The 3,897-nt window shown below is 40.5% G+C and carries 3 protein-coding genes and 1 pseudogene; 2 read left to right on the plus strand and 2 right to left on the minus strand.

Features of this window, described 5'->3' with window-relative positions; genetic code table 11:
* The first annotated feature begins 110 nt into the window (after positions 1–110).
* On the plus strand, positions 111–1,250 hold the full coding sequence (locus IQ244_RS32045; RefSeq protein WP_322746149.1) for a COR domain-containing protein: 1,140 nt from the start codon (positions 111–113) through the stop codon (positions 1,248–1,250).
* 216 nt (positions 1,251–1,466) lie between these two features.
* Here the strand turns inward: IQ244_RS32045 and IQ244_RS32050 are convergent, their stop codons facing one another.
* Both IQ244_RS32050 and IQ244_RS32055 read right to left on the minus strand, forming a co-directional pair.
* Positions 1,467–2,258: a peptidylprolyl isomerase gene (locus tag IQ244_RS32050; protein WP_193900692.1), complete on the minus strand. Its 792-nt coding sequence runs from the start codon at positions 2,256–2,258 to the stop codon at positions 1,467–1,469.
* A 289-nt stretch (positions 2,259–2,547) separates the two neighbouring features.
* Positions 2,548–3,144, minus strand: a complete 597-nt coding sequence (locus tag IQ244_RS32055) for a photosystem I assembly protein Ycf4 (RefSeq protein ID WP_193900693.1) — start codon at positions 3,142–3,144, stop codon at positions 2,548–2,550.
* A 569-nt stretch (positions 3,145–3,713) separates the two neighbouring features.
* Here IQ244_RS32055 and IQ244_RS32060 point away from each other — a divergent pair.
* A pseudogene (locus IQ244_RS32060) lies at positions 3,714–3,897 on the plus strand (photosystem II D2 protein (photosystem q(a) protein)); the annotation flags it as partial.

The raw sequence follows: 3,897 nt of genomic DNA on the forward strand, positions 1-3,897 counted from the left end.
TTTTTAGGTAAAGATTCTCCAGCAATAGTTAATATTAGAAACTTTGTAAATTGTGGCTATTTTAACTTCTCTAACCTAAAAGAAAATAACCCTTCATTATACCAGAAAATATTTATGCAAGAGTTCTAGTTTACAGAGTTTTAGATGCTCCCCAGGTAATTAACAACTTGGGCAAATTCACATGGCAAAACCTCAAAGAAATCTGGCACGAGCCAGAATATGCCCAAAAGCAAAGAGAAATCTTGCAATTAATGATCAACTTCAAGCTATGTTACGAAATTCCTAATAATCCCAAAACCTATATTGCACCACAACTTTTAACAGCAAAACAATCCAAATATCAATGGGAGGAAACGAATAATCTTATCCTCCGTTATACCTATGAATTCATGCCTAAAGGTATCATCACTCAGTTAATTGTTGCTATGCACAACTTAATTGATGTGATGGACAAACAACAAATTGTCTGGAAAAGTGGTGTCATTCTCAGCCAAGAAGAAACAAAAGCTGAAGTAATTGAATATTACGACAAGCGAGAAATTAAAATCCGAGTCGCAGGTAAATTCAAAAGAGATTTGATGACAACAGTTACATACGAACTAGACAAAATTCATCAATCTTACAAGCGACTCAAATACGACAAATTAATTCCCTGTAATTGTGTCACCTGCAAAGATAGCCAAGACCATCACTTTTATCTTTCAGAAAAATTGCGCCAGTTCGTAGCTGATCAACAACACCAAATTCAATGTCAAAAGAAACCTTATAAAATGGTCAATGTCTTGAGCTTAGTTGACGATGTAATGGATAGAAGAGAATTAGAAAAGGACAAAATTAGAGATTCTATGTCTCCATCTTCCGTCACCTTTGCAGGAAATATTGAAAAAGTTGTAATTCAGCATTCAACCGAAGGGAATAATATTATGACAGAGCCATCAGAAAAACCAGAAGAACCTGCTAAATCAGAAGTTCACGTTACACTACCTTGGGCTTTTAGAAATGGAATGTTTTATTTATTTGTATGTGTAGTTGTATTCACCCTAATTGGAACTTTGGGTGGTTTCCTACCGTTTCATTATTTAGCTTTAACTATTATTGGTACAGCTATATTTATTATCTTAATTGGCGTTCTGCAACTGCGACAAGATGACCGTCTCTCTGAAGAAAATTTTGTCGAGTTAACAGTAAGGGTAATTAAACAGTTTCCTTTAATTGGAAATCTAATTGAGTCATTGAAAGGGAATAAATAATCCAAATTTGATCCCCCTAGATCCCCCTTCAAAAGCAGGGCTGTTTCATTTTCTAGAGAAAATAAGTTTAGCACAGGGTATTAGAGGGGCAGGGAGACTCTGCCCTCTACGACTAACCTAAATTCAAACGAAAAAATAAGACTTCCAGATTTTTCTTCTCAGAATGAAACAGCCCTGCCTTTCTAAGGGGGGTTGGGGGGATCTAAGCACTCAATATTATTGAGGAACTTTCAGGTTTTCTGCACCTTGAGTGACTTTAGCAGAATCAATGCGATCGCCTTGCTGAATTTTGTTCACTACATCAAAGCCATCGGTAACATAGCCAAACACAGCGTAGTTACCATCCAAGAAACCCAAATCAGCTAATGCAAAATAAAACTGTGAAGAAGCTGAGTCTGGTTGTTGCGATCGCGCCATTGCGATCGCGCCTTGTTTATGAGTTAATTCTGGTGTTGTAGTTACCCCAGCCATTTCAAATGTTTTACTGTAAATTGGGGCAGCCTCACCTTTGGGTTTGATTTCTAAAGGTATGTAGCGTTCATTGCCAGATTTTGGATCAATATAACCGCCTGTTCCCAATCTAGCAGCAGGGAATTTCGGGTCTTTCCCTTGGGGATCACCACCTTGAACAACAAACGGTTGTGGATCGCGCACTACCCGATGGAATGCTAACCCATCGTATACACCTTTTTGGACTAAATCGACAAAATTACCGGCTGTAATTGGGGCATTTGTGCCATCTACTTCAACTGTGATGGGTGAACCTTTCACCGTGATCACTACAGTAGCTTTACCTTCGAGCCGTGGTAAATTCTTCATTCCTGGGATACTCTCACTTGTGGTTTCAGATACAGACGTTGCTTCAGTAGTAGTTGTTGTAGTACTTGTTTGGGTAGCTGTTTCTGTAGGAGAATTGTTAGAGCTAACTTGCTGTGTAGAGCATCCTCCCAACATCAAAGCAGCAACCATCAAAAAGGTAACTAAAAATTTTGTCACTTTTAACCGCATTTTCAGGTACTGACTCAACCAGAGTATCTTATCCTCTCAAGTGAATAAAGTTAAAAGGTAAAAGTAAAAAGTAAGCCATTGCGGTGGACGGGTTTCCCGGCATAAAGGAGACAGTGCAGTGGTGAAGCAGTCCGGTCTTCTCCCAAAGGGAGAGGCTAACGCCAAGGGGGTTTCCCCCAGGAGGAACTGCTGAAAGGGTCTCCCGACTTGAGGCAACTGTCGTCAAATGGCGCACCCGAAGGGCAAAAGATCCTGTGCTTTTAACTTTTGCCTTTCTACCTTTAACTTATTAAAGTCCTTCCAACGGTACTTGCAAAAAGCGGGCTAATTCTGCGCCTTTTGTTTCTATTTCCGTCAAAGATGGTGGTTGACCGACTCTAGTTAAAGGAACATCTCGCCGACCTTTAATGCGTAGATAAACTGCACGACGAGGATTCAAACCTTCTTTAATTTCTAAGCGCACAGATTGCACATCGCGGATACGCGCGTCAATTTCAATGCGGCGATTTTTTCCGGGAAATCCCCAACGAAAGATTTTTAGCGTACCAGTTTCTTGATTAAAATCGTTGTAACCGCCACCCACATCCCATAAAATCACCAGCCAGAGATACAAAGATAAAAGTACACCAGCAGTGCCGTACAATCCCATTACTAACCCTTGGGGGACGAACACTAGTTGAGTAGCATCAGTGACTAATAGTAAATTGATTTTTAGATAACTAGATACACCTGCCAACAAAAAGCCTGTGGCTCCTAAAGTCACAATAGTTGCCCACCAGTAGTTACTCAAGCGACGAGAACCGAGAACTTTTTGATGTAAAACACTGGCAGAAGAGCGATCGCCATTCGGTGAGTCGCCTTTGTTAATTGTTGTTGATGCCGTCATAGAACTCCCTTGTGAATGTCAATGGTCAACTCCCTACATACAGGAGGAGGGAACAGGAAACGGGCAACAGCCAAAAAATTAGTGAAAGCAAAGTTTTGCTCGTTCTTTCCCTATCCAAGCTTTGAGTTTGAGTCTCCTATCATCTGCTGGCTGTTTCCTGTTACCTTTTAATGGTCATTAATCCTTTGCCATTAGTTATTCTCCCTTATTTTCCCTGCTCTCTTTCCTCCCCCACTCCCTAATTTAATTTAGATATTTCTGAGAAAAGTTGTGTCAGATTGTAAAAATTCTGATATTCATATTAGTTAATAGGTTTGTGATCAATACAGGATTTCCCTGCGTAGTTCGGGCAAAAACCCGAACTAATGTGATAAGTTAAGGATCATTAAGTTACCACAAGCTAGGTTACTAGCCAATGGTACGTGTAATAGCATAAGCCTGAGAAATGCCAAACTTACTTAGAAGGCCAAATCTCAGAAACTCAGTAGCCTGAAAGCATCTGAGATTGTCAAAAAACGTTTATTCCTCAAAAGCGTTGCAATTTTTAGTAAAAAGAGGATTTTAGTCCGATGACCATCGCAGTTGGACGCGCCCCCAGTAGAAGAGGGTGGTTTGACGAACTAGACGACTGGTTAAAGCGCGATCGCTTCGTATTCGTAGGTTGGTCAGGAATATTATTATTCCCCTGCGCCTTCCTCGCACTAGGCGGTTGGTTAACCGGTACAACCTTCGTCACCTCCTGGTACACCCACG

Origin of the sequence: Nostoc sp. LEGE 06077, assembly GCF_015207705.1 — a bacterium.
GTDB lineage: Bacteria > Cyanobacteriota > Cyanobacteriia > Cyanobacteriales > Nostocaceae > Nostoc_B.